The following is a 17,345-nucleotide window of genomic DNA, read 5'->3' as shown; positions in this document are numbered from 1 at the left end:
TTCCCGCCGGACGCGGGGCCGCGTCTTCCTAGGGTGGCGACAGCGGAGCCGGTAGCGGAGGGGCGGGACCGCGTGCGGCCCGGCCGGGGGAGGGAGGGCCATGGCCCAGTACGAGGCCAGGCATCGGGCGCGCAGGGAGCACCGGGGCGGCAGGATCGCGGTGATCATGAGCGCGCTGATGCTCACCGTGCTGCTGTCGGCCCTGGACCAGACGATCGTGTCCACCGCGCTGCCCACGATCGTGTCCGAACTCGGCGGGCTCAACCACCTGTCGTGGGTGATCACCGCCTACCTGCTCGCGGTCACGGCCGTCACACCGCTGTGGGGCAAGCTCGGCGACCAGTTCGGCCGCAAGCAGTTCTTCCTCACCTGCATCGCCGTCTTCCTGGTCGGCTCGGCCCTGTGCGGGATCGCCCAGAGCATGCTCCAGCTCATCCTCTTCCGCGCGGTCCAGGGCATCGGCGGCGGAGGGCTCATGGTGCTGGCCTCCGCCATCATCGGCGACGTCGTCTCGCCCCGCGAGCGCGGCAAGTACCAGGGGCTGTTCGGCGCGGTGTTCGGCATCTCCAGCGTGGCCGGTCCGCTGCCCGGCGGACTGTTCGTGGACCACCTGTCCTGGCGGTGGGTGTTCTACGTCAACCTGCCGCTGGGGGTCCTGGCCTTCATCACGGTGCTCGTGGTGCTGCCGCGCCGACAGCCGACCGGCCGCCAGAGCATCGACTACTCCGGGATCGTGCTGCTGGCCGCCACCGCGATCTGCCTGACGCTGGTCGCCTCCTGGGGCGGCAGCCTCTACCCGTGGACGTCACCGCAGGTGCTCGGGCTCGGCGCCGCCGCCGTGGTGCTCGGTGTGGGCTGGTGGCTGTCCGCGCGGCGGGCTCCGGACCCGGTCATGCCGCTCAGCCTGTTCCGCGACCCGACCATCGTGGTGGCCATGGCGATCGGCTTCTGCGTGGGCTTCGCGATGATGGGGTCGATGGCGTTCCTGCCGCTGTTCCTCCAGGTCGTGCACGGCCTGTCGCCGACGGCCTCGGGGCTGCACCTGCTGCCGATGGTGCTGGGCCTGTTCCTGACCTCGATCACCAGCGGGCGCCTGGTCACCCGCACCGGCCGCTACAAGGTCTACCCGGTGCTGGGGATGGCGGTGACCTCCCTCGGTCTGTTCCTGCTCTCGCGGCTGGGGCCGGAGAGCTCGATGGCGCAGATGGGGCTCTACTTCTTCGTCCTCGGCGTGGGCCTGGGCCTGGTGATGCAGGTGGTGGTCGTGGTGGTGCAGAACGCCGCCAGCTACGCGAACCTGGGCGTGGCCACCTCGGCGGCGACGTTCTTCCGGTCCATCGGGGGGTCGTTCGGCACGGCGGTGTTCGGCGCCGTCTTCTCCGGGCAGCTGGCGGCCAACCTGGCCGAGCGGGCCGCGCAGATCCAGCTGCCGCCCGGGGTGGACCCCGCGGCGCTGGAGAGCGACCCGCGCAGCCTGGACCAGCTGCCCCCGCAGGCGCAGGCGTCCTTCCTCCAGGCCTACGCGGACGCGGTGGACACCGTCTTCCTGTGCGCGGTCCCGGTGGCCCTGGCCGGGTTCGTGCTGGCGCTGTTCCTGCGGCAGATCCCGCTGCGCACCACCATCGACTCCCCGGACCTGGACGAGTCCATTCCTCCCGTGGCCGCCGCGAGCCGCAGCGCCATCGCGCACGTGGAGAAGGAGGTGTTCCGGGCCTGCGGCCGGGAGGGCGCCGACCAGATGTACGGGCGCCTGCGCGAGGCGGCGGGCCTGGAGGTCTCGCCGCGCGCGTGCTGGGTGCTCAGCCACCTGGGAGTGACCGGGCCGCTCTCGCCCGGGGAGCTGGTGGAGATGTCCGGGCTGCCCGCCGACTACTGGGAGCCGGTCCACCGGGAGCTGGTCGAGGCGGGCTACCTGGCGGGCGGGGGCGAGCCCTGGGAGCTCAGCCGACGCGGCGCGTCCGCCGCCCGCAGGGTGTTCGAGGCCCAGCGGACCGCGCTGCGCTCGCTGCTGGCCGACTACGGCCCCGAGGAGCACCCCGAGGTGGTGGCCGCCCTGGAGCGCATCACCACCGACGTCCTGGGGGACGAGGGGGACGCCGGACACCTGGAGCGGGGGGCGCACCGGGCCTGAGGGGGCGCCGGGCGAATTCGCGGGGGCGAGGGCTTGCCGGATCCGAGAAACCGAATACAGTTCGGTTCATAACCGTCATCCAGGCCCTTGGAGGATCCCGTGGCCGAGGCATACATCGTCGGCGCAGTACGCACCCCCGTCGGCACCAGGAAGGGCGCCCTGGCCGCCGTGCACCCGGCGGACCTGGGCGCGCACGTGCTCAGGGAACTCGTCTCCCGGACCGGGGTGGACCCGGCCGCGGTCGAGGACGTCATCATGGGCTGCGTCAGCCAGGTCGGGCCGCAGGCGCTCGACCTGGCCCGCACCGCCTGGCTCTCCGCGGGCCTCCCGGAGTCCGTCCCCGGCGTCACCATCGACCGCCAGTGCGGCTCCTCCCAGCAGGCCGTCCACTTCGCCGCCCAGGGCGTCATGTCCGGCACCCAGGACCTCGTCGTGGCCTCGGGCGTGGAGAACATGGGCATGGTGCCCATGGGGGCCAACGTCCAGTACGCCCTCGACAACGGGCTCGACCTGTACGGCGAAGGATGGGTCGAGCGCTACGGCCACCAGGAGATCTCCCAGTTCCGCGGCGCCCAGCTCATGTGCGAGAAGTGGGGCTTCAAGCGCGAGCAACTGGAGGAGTTCGCGCTGGAGAGCCACCGGCGCGCGGCCCGGGCGCTGGAGGCGGGCCACTTCGACGAGCAGATCGCCCCCCTGGCCGGGGTGGAGCGCGACGAGGGCGTGCGCCCCGACACCACCCTGGAGAAGATGGCGGGCCTGAAGCCGCTGCGCGAGGGCTGGGCGCTCACCGCCGCCGTGGCCAGCCAGATCTCCGTCGGCGCGGGCGCGGTCCTGATCGCCTCCGAGCGTGCGGTCGAGCGGCACGGCCTGACCCCGCTGGCCCGGATCGTGCAGCTCTCGCTGGTGGGCGACGACCCCGTGTACATGCTCACCGCGCCCATCCCGGCGACCCGCATCGCCCTGGAGAAGGCGGGCCTGGGCATCGACGACATCGACGTCACCGAGATCAACGAGGCCTTCGCCCCGGTGCCGATGTCCTGGATCCAGGAGCTGGGCGCGGACCCGGCCAAGGTCAACCCCAACGGCGGCGCCATCGCCCTCGGCCACCCGCTGGGCGCCACCGGCACCGTGCTCATGGCCAAGCTGGTCGGCGAGCTGCACCGCACCGGCGGCCGCTACGGCCTCCAGACCATGTGCGAGGGCGGCGGCCAGGCCAACGTCACCATCATCGAGCGGGTGTGAACTTGCCCGGCTCGGGAGCCTATGTGCTCGCATGCGAGCACATAGGCTTCCTTCCATGGAGCAGGTCACATGGAGGGCGGAGAACGCGCTGGTCCAGCGTGTGAGGCGCATGGCAGAACGTCGTGGCGTCAGCATGAACGAGTACATGACACATGTGCTGAGCACTGCGGCCGACCCCGAACCCGTGACCGACGAGGCGCGGGTGATTCGCGCGAAGCTCGCCCAGGCGGGGCTCCTCGATTCCTCGGGGACGCCTCGGACACGTCCCAGCAGAGAAGCGTTCGACAGGGCACGTCGCGCATCTGGTCGCGGCAGCTCCCTAGCGGAGACCGCGTCGGAGGAGCGGGATCGAAAGTCCTGAGGTAATACCAACGAGGTATTACCCTAGTCTCATGAGAATCACCGAAAAGGGTCAGGTCACCATCCCCGTCGAGGTGCGCAGGAGCCTGGGACTCAAACCAGGGGACGAGGTCGAGTTCGTCCTGGACGGTACGGGCGCCCGAGTCGTCCGTTCAGCGTCCACGCGTTCTCGGGGGCGACGTCTCGTCGACCGCCTCCGAGGCAAGGGTGACGTCGCGCTGTCCACCGATCAGATCATGGCACTGACCAGGGGAGACGATGATGACGAGGGATGAGGCCGAAGTGTCGTGCGTGGCTCCTTCCCACGAGGAGCCGACAGTCACCCTCGTCGACGCCAACGTGCTGCTGGACGTCTTCACCGAGGACCCGCTCTGGGCGGAATGGTCGGCCAGGGCGCTGGAGGAGGCGGCGGATCAGGGCCCTTTGGTGATCAATCCCCTTATCTACGCTGAGGTGTCCGTACGTTTCAGCCGGATCGAGGAACTCGATCAGGAACTCACCGACGACTTCGTCCGTGCACCCCTCCCCTGGGAGGCGGCCTTCCTCGCGGGGAAGGCCCATCTCCAGTACCGCAAACAGGGCGGGAACAAGACCACACCGCTGCCCGACTTCTACATCGGTGCTCACGCCGCTGTCAGCGGCTTCCAACTCCTGAGTCGGGACGCCCGCAGGTTCCGGACCTACTTCCCCACGGTCAAGCTCGTTTCACCGAACTAGATTCCAGCGCCGGGCCGCCGACGCCGTTGGACAGGCCCAGCCAGGCGGCCATCTCGGTCAGCTGCTCGACCAGTTCGGGCAGCGTCTCGGCGGGCGCGCCGTCCTCCAGCGTGATCCGCTGCGCCAGCAGGGTCCCCGAGGCGCGGTCCGCCTTGAGGTCCACCCGCGCCACCAGGTCCTCGCCCAGCAGGAACGGCAGCACGTAGTAGCCGTGCACCCGCTTGGCGGCGGGCACGTAGATCTCCAGCCGGTACCGGAACCCGAACAGCTCCTCCGCCCGGTCGCGCGTCCACACCAGCGAGTCGAACGGGCTCAGCAGCGCCCGCGCCCGCACGCTGCGCGGCACCCGGGCGTCCCGGTGCAGGTAGGCCGTGCGGTCCCAGCCCCGCACCCGCACCGGCACCAGCTCACCCGCCTCCACCAGGTCGGAGACGGCCGCGCGGGACTCGGTGTGCTTGAGGCGGAAGTAGTCGCGCAGGCATGCCTCGGTGGCCACCCCGTGGGCGCGGGCGGCGATCGACACCAGCTCCCGGTGCGCCTCCTCCGGGGTGGTCTCCGGCGCCGCGTACACCTCCGGCGGCAGCACCCGCTCGGGCAGGTCGTAGAGCCGCTCGAACTGCGCGTTGCGCCCGTTGGAGGTCAGGTCGCCGACCCAGAACAGGTACTCCAGGCACCTCTTGACCTCGGACCAGTTCCACCCCCAGTGGTCCTTGGCGCGCGGCACGTCGTGCGCCAACCCCGCCTCCACCTGCCGGGCGCTGGCCGGGCCGATCCGCACCACCTCCTCCAGCACCGCCTCGACCAGCTCGGGTTTCTCCTCCCGGATGCGGTCCATCCACCCCACGCGCTCCTGGGCGCGGTTGCGCTCCATCCGGTGGCGCATGAGCTGGCGGGTGGAGGGCGGCACCAGGCTGGCCTCGTGCGCCCAGCACTCCACCAGCCGCGCGGCCCCCGAGCCGGCCACGGAGGTGGCCGCCCGGTCCAGCAGGGCGGTGTCGTAGGCGCCCATGCGCGCGAAGACCGGCAGGTACTGGCTGCGGGCCAGCACGTTCACGCTGTCGATCTGGAGGATGCCCACCCTGCGCACCACCCGCGCCAGGTGGGCGAGGGTCGGTTTCCCGGCGGGCCGGGGGTCGCTGAACCCCTGCGCGGCGAGCGCGATCCTGCGCGCCTGGGAGAGGGAGAGTTCCGCGTCGCGGCGGGGGTGCGGTTCTGCCATTGCGCCACCGTAACCCCGACCGCCGACAGTCCGCCCTCCCGGGCCGCGGGGCCCGTGCGCCGGACCGGCGGGGAGCGCCGAAAAACCTTTGACCCAATGCGAACCTCCGGGGGTGGAAAGCCGTCCAACAGAACGCGACAAGAACCACCGGGCACGTGCCGGGAGTCGCACACGCCCCGGTGCGGAGGACGGCCGCACCGGGGCCACGACCGTTCCCGTGCCCCGCGCCCCCGAGGAGCGGGGCACGAACGGTCGCCTCCTCGCATTCTCCCCGCCGGGAACCCCGCGTTCCCGTTGTCCACAGGGCTGTTCTCCCCTTCCCCGTCGCGCGCCCGCCCCTGTCCGCGCGGGGGCCGCGCCCTCCACCGCGCCACCCCCGGCCGGGCGTCGCCGTCGCGGGCCCGCCCGCGCGGCGGTATGTCCCCCGATGCGACAGCATGTCCGCCATGGACAGTTTCGAGGAGTACCGCGACTCGGCCCGCCGCAACGGCGTACCCGACCACGCCGTCGACACGGCCCTGCGCCTGGCCCGCCCACAGATCGGACTGGGCCCCGCGGACGAGGGCGGCGGGGTCCTCGCCGGGCGGTACGGCGGCCGTCCCGTCCTCCCCCCGGACTCCGACTGGAACGGCTTCCCGGACCTCATCGCCTCCGTGGACTGCGCGGCCCTGCCCCGGGACGTGCTCGACTTCCCGCTGCCGCAGGACGGCCAACTGCTGTTCTTCGCCAACCGGCGCGACCCGGAGGGGTCCGCGGGCGACGGCGCCGTGGTCCACGTCCCCGCGGGGGCGGCCGCGACCGAACGCACCCCCGAGGAGGGCACACCCCACACGGACCCGTACCCCCTCTACGCCCGGACGGCCTGGAGCATGCCGACGGGTGCCGACGGCGCCGTCGTCGCGGACGGGGAGACCGAGCGGGTCTACCGGGAGCACCGGTTGGAGCAGTACGACCGTGCGGAGCACGTGCGCCGGTCCGACCTGCTCCTGGGCGGGTACGCCTACTCGCCGCAGGACCCGCCCTTCGTCCAGACCCCGGCGGACTACGAGCGTGACGGAGGGGAGCGCGTGCTGCTGGCCCAGGCCTCCTACGAGATGTTCGGCGCCCCCGGCTGGACCGGGTACGCGGTGTGGGTCATGTACCGCCACGACCTGGAGGCGATGGACTTCACGAAGGCGGTGGGCGGGGTGCTGGGCTCCCACCCCTGACGGTCGCGCGGCCGTCGCGGCGGCGCGGTCCGCTCCGCGCGGTCCCGGTCGGCCCGCGGGCGCGGCCGCGGACACGCGGGACCGGCTCCCCGGCGAGGCCGGTCCCGTCGCCGCCATGGCCTAGCCTTCTGCTGTGCGTATCGCGACATGGAATGTGAACAGTGCCCGGGCCAGGGCCGAGCGGATCGGCGCCTGGCTGGACCGGAGCGACGTCGACGTCCTCGCCATCCAGGAGACCAAGGCCCGGGACGACCAGTTCCCCGCCTCGGTCCTCACCGACCGCGGCTACGAGGTGGCCCACCACGGCCTGTCCCAGTGGAACGGGGTCGCGATCGCCTCACGCGTCGGTCTGGAGGACGTGCGGATCGGCTTCCCCGGCCAGCCCGGCTACGGCGACCCCGAGGAGGCCGAGGCCCGAGCCATCGGCGCCACCTGCGGGGGCGTGCAGGTGTGGAGCCTGTACGTGCCCAACGGGCGCGAGGTCGACCACCCCCACTACGCCTACAAGCTCCGCTGGCTGGAGGCGCTGCGCGAGGCGGGCGCCGCCAGCCTGGCCGCCGACCCCGACGCCCAGATCGCCTACGTCGGCGACTTCAACATCGCCCCGCGCGACGAGGACGTGTGGGACATGGCCGCCTTCGAGGGCAGCACCCACGTCACCGAGCCCGAGCGGGTGGCCTTCGACAAGCTGGTCGGCGCCGGGTTCGACGAGGTCGTGCGCGCCTACACCCCCGGCCCCGGCGTGTACACCTACTGGGACTACAAGGGCCTGGCCTTCCCCAAGCGCAGGGGCATGCGCATCGACTTCGTGCTCGCCTCCCCGGCGCTGCGCGACCGCGTCAGCGGCGCGAGCATCGACCGCGAGGAGCGCAAGGGCAAGGGCGCCTCCGACCACGCCCCGGTCATCGTGGGCCTGGACGGCGACGGCGGCGAGGCCGTGGCCAGGGAGGCGGCCAAGTGAGCGCCGCGGCGCCGCGCGTGGCGGTCTTCGGCAGCGTCAACATGGACCTGGTCGCCTACGTCGAACAGGTGCCCGCCAGCGGGGAGACGGTCACGGGCACGGCCTTTCGCCAGGTGCCCGGCGGCAAGGGCGCCAACCAGGCCGTGGCCGCGGCCAGGGCCGGGGCCGACGTGGCCTTACTCGGCGCGGTGGGCGAGGACTCCTTCGGGGAGGACCTGCGCGCCAACCTCGTCGGCAGCGGCATCGACGTGTCCGGGCTGCGCACGGTGCCAGGGGCGTCGGGGGTGGCGCACATCGTCGTGGACGGCGGGGGCGGCAACTCGATCATCGTCGTGCCCGGGGCCAACGGCGAGGTCACCGGAGTGGCCGCGGGCGACCCCGGGGTCATCGGGGGCAGCGCCGCCCTGCTGCTCCAGCTCGAACTGCCCATGGAGGCGGTGGTCTCGGCCGCGCGCGCCGGCCGCGAGCTGGGCGTCCCGGTCTACCTGACCCCGGCTCCCGCGCGCGAGCTGCCCGCCGAACTCCTGGAGTCGGTGGACGTCCTGGTGCCCAACCAGCACGAGGCGGCCGCGATCACCGGCCGCGCCGAGCCGCGCGAGGCGCTGGCCGCGCTGCTGGAACTGGTTCCGGAGGTGCTGCTGACCCTGGGCGAGGACGGATCGCTCCACGGCCGCAGAGGGGAAGAGCCGTTGCACGTTCCCGCGCGCCGGGTGGAGGCGGTGGACACCACGGCGGCCGGGGACGTCTTCTGCGGGTCGTTCGCGGTCGCCCGCGCGGAGGGCCGCACCCCGGAGGAGGCCATGCGGTTCGCCGCCGCGGCGGCCGCGCTCTCGGTCCAGCGGCACGGCGCCAGTTCGTCGATGGCCTCCCGGGACGAGGTCGAGGCGCTGCTGGGCGGCTGAGTCCGCCGCCGCCCCTCCCCGGCTCCCGCGGGGCCCCGGGCGATCGGGCACGCGCTCCTCAGGGCGCGTGCCCGATCTGCCGGAGGAAGGGGGCGGGGTCCTGGTTCTGGAGGCGCACCTCCAGCACGATGTCCACGGCGTCGCCGACCATGCGGCCTCCCCAGGGCACCGGCCCGCCGTCGCCCACGCCGAAGTCCGAGAGGCGGATCCGGGTGGTGGCGGAGAAGAAGTGGCCGTGGGTGTCCTCGGGGGAGGCGTAGTCCGGGGCCTCGCCCACCCACTGGGCGTCCAGCACGGTGGGCACGGTCGTGCCGTGGATGGTCAGGTCGCCGTGCAGGCGGAAGGCGTTGGGGTTGCGCCCGCCCGCTTCCAGCCCGGTGGAGACGAAGCGCAGCTCGGGGTGGTGGTCCACGTCCAGGAAGTCGGGGGAGCGCAGGTGGGCGTCGCGCGCGCCCACACCGGTGTTGACGCTGGCGGCGTCGAGGACGACCTCCACCGCGGACCGTTCGGGCTCCTCGGCGACGGCGACGCGGCCCCAGGCCTGGCCGAACGTGCCCTGGACCCGGCCGAAGCGCAGGTAGTGGGCGACGAAGATCAGGCTGGAGTGCAGCGGGTCGAGGTACCAGGTGCCGGGTCCGGGACCGACCTCCGCGGGGGCGGTTGTCATTACCGATTTCTCCCTTTTGTCTTATCTGAGGCTTTTGTCCACATACTTTAGGTCTGACGCCCGGACGGGGAACGGAGTTCCGGCCCGGTGGGGGGCGAGATCTTCGACTCGGTGGCCGCGCAGGCGCTGAAACCGCCTCTGACGAGCCGGTTCGCCGCGTGTGAGATCCCCCGGGCGGTTCCCGGCGACCGGAACCGGTCAGCCGCGTGACGGCGGACCGGCACGGCACGCGAAGGGCCGCGCACCCACGGCCACCAGCGCACGCGGCAAGGCCGGAGCGCACACGAAGAAGGCCGGGGCGGCGCCGCCCCGGCCTCCTACCGCACGCGCGCCCGGCGGGCCCGCGTGCGCTCCGCTACATGTGCTCGGGAGCCTCCACGCCCAGCAGGTCCAGACCCTGGACCAGGACCCGGAACGCCACCGCGACCAGCGCCAGACGCGACTCGCGCTCGGCCTCGTCGGAGGCGGTCAGCACCGGGCAGTGCTCGTAGAAGGCCGTCAGGGACTGCGCCAGCTCGAACAGGTACGTGGACAGCCGGTGCGGCTGGAGCAGGTCGCCGACCTGCGCCACCACCGCGCCGAACTCCAGCAGCTTGAGGGCCAGGTCGCGCTCGGCGCCCTCGGAGACGCTGATGTCCCCCCTGGCCTGCGACAGCTCCAGGCCGCCCTTGCGGAAGATCGACCGGATCCGGGCCTGGGCGTACTGCAGGTACGGGCCGGTGTTGCCGGTCAGGGCCAGCATCCGGTCGAAGTCGAAGGTGTACTCGGTGTCGTGCGCGACCGACAGGTCGGCGTACTTGACCGCGCCGATGCCCACCTGGCGGGCGATCTCGGCCTGGCCCTCGGCGTCCAGGTCGGGGCGGTTCTGCGCGACCACCGCGGCGGCGCGCTCGATCGCCTCGTCCAGCAGCGCCATGAGGCGCACCGGGGCGCCGCTGCGGGTGCGCAGGATCTTGCCGTCGCTGCCCAGCACGTTGCCGATCTGCACGTGGACGGTCTCCACGCCCTCGGGCAGCCATCCGGCCTCGCGGGCGGCGGCCCACACCATCTTGAAGTGCATGGCCTGCGGGGCGCCGACCACGTACAGGATGCGGTCGGCCTTGAGGTCGTCCACGCGGTGGCGGACGGTGGCCAGGTCGGTGGTGGCGTAGCCGTAGCCGCCGTCGCTCTTGCGCACGATCAGCGGGACGGGCTTGTCCTCGCGGCCGGTGAAGCCCTCCAGGAACACGCACAGGGCGCCGTCGCTGATCTCGGCGATGCCCTTGGCCTCCAGCTCCTCGCACACGTCGGCGAGCGCGGAGTTGTAGCTGCTCTCCCCGGCCAGGTCCTCGTCGGTGAGGGTCACGCCGAGCTTGGCGTACACCTTGTTGAAGTAGACCTTGGACAGGCCGACGAGCTTGCGCCACAGGCGCAGCGTCTCCTCGTCGCCGCTCTGGAGGGAGACCACGCGGCGGCGGGCGCGCGCGGCGAAGTCGTCGGGGCCGGGGCCCGAGGAGTCGAACTTGCTCCGGGCCGCCTGGTAGAAGGCGTTGGGGTCGGTGGTGACCAGGTCCGCCTCGGGGGAGTCCTCGCCCACCTCCAGCAGGTGCTCGATGAGCATGCCGAAGGGGGTGCCCCAGTCGCCGATGTGGTTCTGGCGGATGACGTTGTGGCCCAGGAACTCCAGGGTGCGCGCGAGCGCGTCGCCGACCACGGTGGTGCGCAGGTGCCCGACGTGCATCTCCTTGGCCACGTTGGGCGCGGAGTAGTCCAGCGGGATGTTCTGGCGCTCCTGCTCGGGCACGCCCAGGCGCGGGTCGTCCAGGAGCCGACGGGTCTGCCCGGCGATCCAGTCCTCGCGCAGCGTCAGGTTGATGAAGCCCGGCCCGCTGACCTCGACGTCGCGGCAGACGTCGGCCACGTCCAGGTGCTCCATGATCGCCGCGGACACCTCACGCGGCTTTCGGCCCAGTCGCTTGGCGAGCGCGAGCGCGGCGTTCGCCTGGTAGTCGGCGAACTGGGACGGGCGGATGACGGGGTCGGTGTCGGCGAACTCGGGGCCGAAGGCGGCGCCGAGGGCTGACTGGACCCGTCGCGAGAGTACTTCCTGCGGGTCGGCCATGCCCCAAGCGTACCGACCGGAGCCGCCCCTCCCGGCCCGTACGGGCCGGGGCGGGCGGTCGTCCACAGGCCCCGGGAGGGGCTGGGCGCGGTGCGTCGACCGGAAATAACCTGGATGCAAGGGGGTCCCCAGACGCCGTCCGCTTCGCGCTGCCCGCGTACCGGTGCCTCTTCCCGGGCCGCCCGTCAGCGGTCCTCGGGCTGCTCCGCGCCCCGCTGCCCCGGCGCCTCGGACTGGGCCAGGCGGTGCAGCCAGTTCGGCGGGCGGCTGTGCACCCGGCGGCGGATCTGCTCCCCGATGCGGCCGCCCGCCAGGTCGTTGGCCAGTTGGCAGGCCCGGGCCACGCCCTTGGCCCGGCTGTCTCCGTGCGCGATCACCACGGTCCCGTTCAGGCCCAGCAGCGCTGCGCCGCCGTAGGTCTCGCTGTCCAGCCGCTCGCGCAGGCTCCGCAGCGCCTTACGCTGCAACAGCGCGCCCGCCTTGGCCGCGGTCGAGGAGGTCAGCGCCGCGTGCACGGCCTCCATCGCGAACGCGGCCGTGCCCTCCACCGACTTCAGCGCCACGTTGCCGGTGTGGCCGTCGGTCACCACCACGTCCACCTTGCGCGCGAGAAGGTCGTGGCCCTCGATGTTGCCCCGGAAGTCCATCGCCGGGGGCCCCTCCGCGGTGGCCGCCAGCAGCTCCGTCGCCCGGCGCACGAGCTTGTTGCCCTTGCCCGGCTCCGAGCCGATGGTGAGCACGCCCACCCTGGGCCTGCGCACCCCGAACGCGGTCTGGGCGTACGCGCAGCCCAGGTGCGCGAACTGCACCAGCATCTCGGGCTTGGCGTCGGCGTTGGCCCCGGCGTCCACCATGATCGTGGGCGTCTCGCCGGTGGGAAGGGTCACAGCCAGCGCCGGGCGCAGCACCCCGGGCTGGGTGCGCAGCCGCACGGTGGAGGTCGCCACGATCCCGCCGGTGGAACCGGCCGAGACCAGGGCGTCGGCGTCGCCCCGGCGGATCAGGCGGCAGGAGACGGCCGCGCTGGAGCGGGGCCGCCGCCAGCTGGCCAGGGCGCCCTCGTGCATGGCCAGGTTGTCCTCGGCGTGCACGATGGGGATGTCGCGCAGCGCGCCCTCCTCGGCGAGCAGCGCGGCGATCTCGCTGCGCCGCCCCACGAGCAGGACGCGCAGGCCGAGTTCGCGGACGGCCAGCACGGCCCCCCGCACGATCTCGGCGGGCGCGTTGTCGCCGCCCATCGCGTCCACGGCGATGATCGGCGGGGACGAGCGCCGCGCGACGGACGCCTCCGCGTCGGGTGTACCAGTCAACTGTTCCCTCACGGGTGTGGTGGGCGGACGCGGTGACACGGTATCGGGTCGCGCGGTGGCGGCGCCGTCGGGCACTTTCGTCTACTCATGCGAGGATACTTCCCGTATGTCCAGGTCAGGACTGGACTTCCCGCATGATGGATAAAAGTCCCCAAACGGGGTATATCCGCTCGCTGCCCCGGGGTGTGATCACCCTCCGGCGGCACGCGACAACCACATCGAACACCTCCCGGTGGTCCGCCGGTGCGCACGCGCACCGGAACCGCCGGCTCAGGGCTGCCCGCACCAACCCGTCGGGCACCCTGCTCACCCGCAGAGAGGAGAGGCGTGAGCGTTACGCCAGACGTGGCAACGTCCCCGTCCGCCGGACGTCGGTTTCGTGCCTACACGACGAAACACCTCGACGAGCTCACCACGCGAGCCGGGCTCGCCGCCGACGAGCGGCTCGCCGTGCAGGCGGTGGCCACCGTGCTGCCGTTCCGGGTCAACAGCTACGTCGTCGACGAGCTGATCGACTGGGACGCGGCTCCCGACGATCCGATCTACCGCCTGGTCTTCCCGCAGGCGGACATGCTGCCCCAGGACGACGTGTCCCGGATCGCCGACCTGCTGCGCTCTGGCGCCCAGCGCAAGGAGCTGAACGAGGCCGCCAACCAGATCCGCGCCCGCCTGAACCCGCACCCCGCGGGCCAGATGGACCTCAACGTGCCCAAGCTGGCCAACGAGGAGCCCATCCCCGGCGTCCAGCACAAGTACAAGGAGACCGTGCTCTTCTTCCCCAAGCAGGGGCAGACCTGTCACGCGTACTGCACGTACTGCTTCCGCTGGGCCCAGTTCGTCGGCGACGCCGACCTGAAGTTCGCCTCCAGCGAGATCGACCAGCTCGTCGACTACGTCCGCTCGCACCCCGAGGTCACCAGCGTCCTGTTCACCGGCGGCGACCCGATGATCATGGGCGAGGGGGTCATCTCCAAGTACATCGAGCCGCTGCTGGAGATCGAGCACCTGGAGGCCATCCGCATCGGCACGAAGGCGCTGGCCTACTGGCCGCAGCGCTTCGTCACCGACCCGGACGCCGACGACACCCTGCGCCTGTTCGAGAAGGTCGTGGCCTCGGGCAAGAACCTCGCGTTCATGGCCCACTTCTCCCACCCCAACGAGATGCGGCCCGAGCTGGTCCAGGAGGCGGTGCGCCGCATCCGCGCGACCGGCGCCGTCATCCGCACGCAGGCGCCGCTGATCCGCACGATCAACGACGACTCCGCCGTGTGGGAGAGCATGTGGCGTACCCACCTGCGGCACGGCATGGTCCCGTACTACATGTTCGTCGAGCGTGACACGGGCCCGCAGGACTACTTCGCGGTGCCGCTGGCGGAGGCCTACGAGATCTTCCGCGGCGCCTACAAGAACGTCTCGGGACTGGCCCGCACGGTGCGCGGCCCGTCGATGTCGGCGACCCCGGGCAAGGTGTGCGTGGACGGCGTCGCCGAGGTGGCGGGCCAGAAGGTCTTCGTCCTGCACTTCATCCAGGCGCGCGACCCCGAGCTGGTCGGCAGGCCCTTCTTCGCTGAGTACGACGAGAAGGCCGCGTGGCTGTTCGACCTCAAGCCCGCCCTGGGCGCCACCCACCTGCCGTGGGAGCAGCCCCCGGCCGGCGCGTCCGGCGGCCTGGTCGATCCCACCCGCCTGTAGCCACGACCCGGCGCCGCGCGCCCCGGCCCCGGGGTCGGGGGAGGAGCGGACGGCGGTCCCGTCCCAGGGGAATTGGAGCGTCCCTGGGGCGGGCCCCGTCCGCCGCGCGCGGCCCCGGAAACAAGACGGAGCCCGGCACCGCGGTGGTGCCGGGCTCCGCTCGCGTCCGCGCCGTGGACGGAGTGCGGGCCGCCGGACGGGTTCGGGTGGTCACGGCGGCCCTCGACGCGGACCCTTTCCGGGATGGTCTGAGGGGCGGGGGAGTCGGGTCAGCTCAGGAGGGCGTCGAAGTCGCCGGTCTTGGCGCCGCGCACGAAGGCCTCGATCTCGGCGGGGGTGTAGACGAGTGCCGGTCCCTGGGGGTCGCGCGAGTTGCGCACGGCGATGTCCCCGTCCGGTAGCGCGGCGACCTCGACACAGTTCCCGTCCGGGTTGCTCCAGCTGCTCTTGGTCCAGACGACCTTCGGCAGGCTGCCGGCGGGAACGCCGTTGTAGATCGGATGCATCTCAACCTCCTGGAACGTGGGGGACGCGTGAGCGGGGTGTGTCCACACGCGGCGGTCCAGTCCACCGCGCCCGTTGTGTCGAACCCCCGGCCCCCACCGGGAAGACGACCCCGGGCATGGGTGGCCCTGTCCCCCGTTGGGCTGTTTCATCCCCGGTGCGAGCCAAAGCGTAGCTTATGCACGTGCATTCGTACTTACGGCAGTAAGTACTTATGCAAGCGCGCCGGGTGGTTCGGGGAAGGAACCGCACGTCACGCCCAACGCGTCGGGTTCGGAGGGGGTTCGGCCCCTGCGGATCGTTGTCCGGTCGTGGCCGAAGGCGGCCATCGGGGGGCCGTTTTCGTGTGCGCAAAGCGAACGCCCGGGCGCGGAGAGCGACCAGGCGTGGGGCGACGGTGGGGGAGGCGGTCGGCGGGGCGGCGGGGCACCCGGGGTGGGGGCAGTGGGGGTCGGCGGGGTGTTCGGCGGGGTCGGGGGAGGGTGTCCCGAGGCGGGTACCCCGGTCAGGGGCTCGGGAACCGGCGGGCGGGGGTCAGGAGTAGCGCTCCAGGAAGCCGCGGAGGATCTCCTCCGTGGCGGAGGGCGGCGGCGCCTGGGTGGCGAGGTGGTCCATCGTCTGCGCGTAGCGGTGGGTGTCGTCGTACTTGTCGAAGTACAGGGCGCTGCTCAGCTGCTCCAGGTAGACCACGTCGGGCAGCTGGGGGGTGGGGAAGCGCAGGATGCTGAAGGGGCCGCCCGCGGCGGGGTGGCCGCCCATGGCGAAGGTGGCGATCTGGAGGGTGATGTTGGGGCGGCGGGCCATCTCGACCAGGTGCTCGATCTGTCCGCGCATCACCCGGGTGTCGCCGTAGGGGCGGTGCAGCACGGCCTCGTCGATGACCGCCCACAGTCTGGGCGCGTCCGGTTCGACGAATCTGCGCTGGCGGCGCATGCGCATCTGCACACGACTGTCCACGTCCTCGTCCGAGGTGGCGGTCCGGGACAGGCGGATGACCGAGCGCGCGTAGTCCTCGCTCTGGAGCAGACCCGGGACGAACTGCACCTCGAAGGTGCGGATGACCGACGCGGCCTCCTCCAGGCCGACGTAGACGCCGAACCAGTTCGGCAGCACGTCGCCGTACTTGTGCCACCAGCCCTGGGCGTTGGCGCTGGAGACCAGTCCGAGGAGGGCCTCGCGCTGGTCCGCCCGGTCCACGCCGTAGAGCTTGAGCAGGTCGTCCACGTCGCGGCGCTTGAAGCTGACCTGGCCCAGCTCCATGCGGCTGATCTTGGCGTGTGAGGCGCGGATGGCGTATCCGGCGTCGTGCCGCGAAATCCCCTTCTCCTGCCGCAGCCGCCTCAGCTGCGTTCCCAGGAGAATGCGCAGCACGGTGGGGCCACCGCTGGAATTGGCCAGGAAATCCTGGGTGACCTGTAGATTCGATGCTTCTTCGGCGACCACATCGCCTCCTGTGCAACGGCTGTAGCGGCTTTGGTGCGGGCGACCGCTCAGTATACCCACGGGGTTCCGTTACGGACAGAGGCGGTCGGGGATTGGGTTGGGGTCTATGGACCCCTTGCGTGCCTGGTGTAAACACGGATGCCCGTCTGTGAATTCTGCGCAGGGGATCTACCAATAAGGGTGCTTCGTCCTATACCCTGGGCCGGACGTTGAGCTGCACGTGCATCTGTGTCTTACAGATGTAAGCCACGATGGCCCCGAGGACGGGGCAACCGACAGCGCACTCGTGAGGACCGTGATGAACGCAGAGCTGGTGTCCTCGGAGACCGACTCCGAGCCCTCCTGGAGCCGCCCCTCTCTCGCGGAGGCCTCCCGGGCACTCCTGGGCGGCTGGTGGGACGACCCACTGGGCCGCCTCTCGGTCGGGGAGCGCGCGCGGACCAGGGACGCCGCGGCGGGCGCGTTCGCGGCCTCGCCGGAGTCGGTGCGCCGGGCGCGCGAGTTCGCCTCCGGGGCCCTGGAGGAGTGGGGGTTCCGCGAGGAGCTGGAGGACGTCCGGCTCATCGTCTCCGAACTCGTGGGCAACGCCTGCCGCCACGCCCTCCCCGAGGGCGGTGCTCCTCACGGCCGCGTCGTGGTCCAGCTTCGCCGCCTCGACGGCGGGCGGGGCGGAGTGGTGTGCATGGTCGCCGATTCCAGCGAAAAAGCCCCGGTCAGAGTGGACGCCCACCATTTCGCCGAGTCGGGCCGGGGGCTCGGTCTCGTCTCCGCTTTCAGCCGGGAATGGGGCTGGGAACCGGTGCGCGGCCGCGGAAAAATCGTGTGGGCGATATGCGGTGGTGAGGGTTGAGGCACGCCTCTCAGGCGTTGTCGGAAAAGGACTCCGGG

Annotated in this window: 15 protein-coding genes; 9 read left to right on the top strand and 6 right to left on the bottom strand. The window is 72.1% G+C overall.

Annotated features, from left to right (window positions below):
• The first annotated feature begins 100 nt into the window (after positions 1–100).
• The 4 genes from ACSTA4_RS25955 to ACSTA4_RS25940 all read left to right on the top strand — a co-directional run bounded on the left by ACSTA4_RS25955 (position 101) and on the right by ACSTA4_RS25940 (position 4,450).
• Positions 101–2,131, top strand: coding sequence for a DHA2 family efflux MFS transporter permease subunit (locus tag ACSTA4_RS25955; protein WP_444961374.1), 2,031 nt, complete (start codon positions 101–103; stop codon positions 2,129–2,131).
• 99 nt (positions 2,132–2,230) lie between these two features.
• Entirely contained in the window at positions 2,231–3,373 is a 1,143-nt protein-coding gene (locus ACSTA4_RS25950; RefSeq protein WP_444961373.1) for an acetyl-CoA C-acetyltransferase, read from the top strand.
• A 392-nt stretch (positions 3,374–3,765) separates the two neighbouring features.
• The gene (locus tag ACSTA4_RS25945; protein WP_274974908.1) at positions 3,766–4,008 is read left to right on the top strand and encodes an AbrB/MazE/SpoVT family DNA-binding domain-containing protein; all 243 of its coding nucleotides are present in this window, start codon (positions 3,766–3,768) and stop codon (positions 4,006–4,008) included.
• A 16-nt stretch (positions 4,009–4,024) separates the two neighbouring features.
• Positions 4,025–4,450 (top strand): type II toxin-antitoxin system VapC family toxin, encoded by a 426-nt coding sequence (locus ACSTA4_RS25940; protein ID WP_444961372.1) that lies wholly within the window; start codon positions 4,025–4,027, stop codon positions 4,448–4,450.
• Here the strand turns inward: ACSTA4_RS25940 and ACSTA4_RS25935 are convergent.
• Complete coding sequence (locus tag ACSTA4_RS25935) at positions 4,428–5,669, bottom strand: winged helix-turn-helix domain-containing protein (protein WP_444961371.1); 1,242 nt, start codon at positions 5,667–5,669, stop codon at positions 4,428–4,430. The genes ACSTA4_RS25940 and ACSTA4_RS25935 overlap by 23 nt on opposite strands.
• 437 nt (positions 5,670–6,106) lie before the next feature.
• On the opposite strand from ACSTA4_RS25935, the gene ACSTA4_RS25930 reads away from it, so the two are divergent.
• The 3 genes from ACSTA4_RS25930 to ACSTA4_RS25920 all read left to right on the top strand — a co-directional run bounded on the left by ACSTA4_RS25930 (position 6,107) and on the right by ACSTA4_RS25920 (position 8,740).
• Positions 6,107–6,877 carry a DUF1963 domain-containing protein gene (locus ACSTA4_RS25930; protein WP_444961370.1) on the top strand — a complete coding sequence of 257 codons (771 nt, stop codon included), beginning with the start codon at positions 6,107–6,109 and terminating at the stop codon, positions 6,875–6,877.
• A gap of 133 nt (positions 6,878–7,010) precedes the next feature.
• Positions 7,011–7,838, top strand: a complete 828-nt coding sequence (locus ACSTA4_RS25925; protein WP_248772174.1) for an exodeoxyribonuclease III — start codon at positions 7,011–7,013, stop codon at positions 7,836–7,838.
• Positions 7,835–8,740, top strand: coding sequence for a ribokinase (locus tag ACSTA4_RS25920; protein WP_444961369.1), 906 nt, complete (start codon positions 7,835–7,837; stop codon positions 8,738–8,740). Before ACSTA4_RS25925 ends, ACSTA4_RS25920 begins: the two co-directional genes overlap by 4 nt.
• A gap of 58 nt (positions 8,741–8,798) precedes the next feature.
• On the opposite strand, the gene ACSTA4_RS25915 is transcribed toward ACSTA4_RS25920, so the two are convergent.
• The 3 genes from ACSTA4_RS25915 to plsX all read right to left on the bottom strand — a co-directional run bounded on the left by ACSTA4_RS25915 (position 8,799) and on the right by plsX (position 12,818).
• Complete coding sequence (locus tag ACSTA4_RS25915) at positions 8,799–9,407, bottom strand: YceI family protein (RefSeq protein ID WP_444961368.1); 609 nt, start codon at positions 9,405–9,407, stop codon at positions 8,799–8,801.
• Between the two features lie 355 nt (positions 9,408–9,762).
• A complete protein-coding gene (gene argS / locus ACSTA4_RS25910; protein WP_444961367.1) occupies positions 9,763–11,508 on the bottom strand; it encodes an arginine--tRNA ligase in 1,746 nt (581 codons plus the stop codon).
• A 185-nt stretch (positions 11,509–11,693) separates the two neighbouring features.
• The gene (gene plsX, locus ACSTA4_RS25905) at positions 11,694–12,818 is read right to left on the bottom strand and encodes a phosphate acyltransferase PlsX (protein WP_444961366.1); all 1,125 of its coding nucleotides are present in this window, start codon (positions 12,816–12,818) and stop codon (positions 11,694–11,696) included.
• Between the two features lie 345 nt (positions 12,819–13,163).
• Between plsX and ACSTA4_RS25900 the strand changes: the two genes are divergently transcribed.
• The gene (locus tag ACSTA4_RS25900) at positions 13,164–14,510 is read left to right on the top strand and encodes a KamA family radical SAM protein (RefSeq protein WP_444964276.1); all 1,347 of its coding nucleotides are present in this window, start codon (positions 13,164–13,166) and stop codon (positions 14,508–14,510) included.
• 269 nt (positions 14,511–14,779) lie between these two features.
• Here the strand turns inward: ACSTA4_RS25900 and ACSTA4_RS25895 are convergent, their stop codons facing one another.
• The gene (locus ACSTA4_RS25895) at positions 14,780–15,016 is read right to left on the bottom strand and encodes a DUF397 domain-containing protein (RefSeq protein WP_047868858.1); all 237 of its coding nucleotides are present in this window, start codon (positions 15,014–15,016) and stop codon (positions 14,780–14,782) included.
• A gap of 532 nt (positions 15,017–15,548) precedes the next feature.
• Complete coding sequence (locus tag ACSTA4_RS25890; protein ID WP_372491864.1) at positions 15,549–16,385, bottom strand: helix-turn-helix domain-containing protein; 837 nt, start codon at positions 16,383–16,385, stop codon at positions 15,549–15,551.
• Between the two features lie 370 nt (positions 16,386–16,755).
• Between ACSTA4_RS25890 and ACSTA4_RS25885 the strand changes: the two genes are divergently transcribed.
• Positions 16,756–17,307 carry an ATP-binding protein gene (locus ACSTA4_RS25885; protein WP_444961365.1) on the top strand — a complete coding sequence of 184 codons (552 nt, stop codon included), beginning with the start codon at positions 16,756–16,758 and terminating at the stop codon, positions 17,305–17,307.
• Positions 17,308–17,345 lie beyond the last annotated feature (38 nt).

The organism is Nocardiopsis sp. M1B1 (assembly GCF_052466615.1).
The sequence above is the reverse complement of the archived record's forward strand: the minus strand, read 5'-3'. Positions and strand labels throughout refer to the sequence as shown.